The organism is Escherichia sp. MOD1-EC6021 (assembly GCF_002965245.1).
Lineage (GTDB): Bacteria > Pseudomonadota > Gammaproteobacteria > Enterobacterales > Enterobacteriaceae > Escherichia > Escherichia coli_F.
The window spans coordinates 1-805 of sequence record NZ_PTRU01000102.1 but is presented as its reverse complement, the minus strand read 5'-3'; the positions used below and the strand labels follow the sequence as shown (position 1 = coordinate 805).

Here is an 805-nt window from a genome sequence, read left to right as displayed (position 1 = left end):
AAGCGGGTGGTGAAAAAAGAACTGGCGGACGGCAGCGTCACGCACAGCGGGTATGACGCGGCAGGAAGGCTCACGGCGCAGACGGACGCGGCGGGACGGCGGACAGAGTACGGTCTGAATGTGGTGTCAGGCGATATCACGGACATCACCACGCCGGACGGCAGGGAGACGAAATTTTACTATAACGACGGGAACCAGTTAACGGCGGTGGTGTACCCGGACGGGCTGGAGAGCAGCCGGGCATATGATGAGCTGGACAGGCTGGTAACGGAGACATCGCGCAGCGGGGAGACAGTACGCTACCGCTACGATGACGCGTACAGTGAGTTACCGGCGACGACAACGGATGCGACGGGCAGCATCCGGCAGATGACCTGGAGCCGCTACGGGCAGTTGCTGGCCTTCACCGACTGCTCGGGCTACCAGACCCGCTATGAATACGACCGCTTCGGCCAGATGACGGCGGTCAGGGAAAGATCACGTAACGCTGCTTTTTTGTACTAAACAATTCGCATTTTATGTTTAAAAATTGAGATATTCCTTATTACCTGAAGCTGTTTTTTATTGCTTATACATGATCAAATACTCCTTACATAATTAAGGAGAACAAAATGGTACTTAAAAAATTGATGGAACATATTTCTATTATCCCCGATTACAGACAAGCCTGGAAAGTGGAACATAAATTATCGGATATTCTACTGTTGACTATTTGCGCCGTTATTTCGGGTGCAGAAGGCTGGGAAGATATAGAGGATTTTGGGGAAACACATCTCGATTTTTTGAAGCAATATGGTGATTTTGA

General features: G+C 50.4%; 1 protein-coding gene and 1 pseudogene. Both read left to right on the top strand.

Annotation, left to right across the window (positions count from 1 at the left end):
* Positions 1-468, top strand: a pseudogene (locus tag BEB54_RS28115) (RHS element protein); the annotation flags it as partial.
* A 143-nt stretch (positions 469-611) separates the two neighbouring features.
* Positions 612-805: transposase family protein (locus tag BEB54_RS28110; RefSeq protein WP_172953794.1), on the top strand; the 194-nt coding region annotated here is incomplete at its 3' end.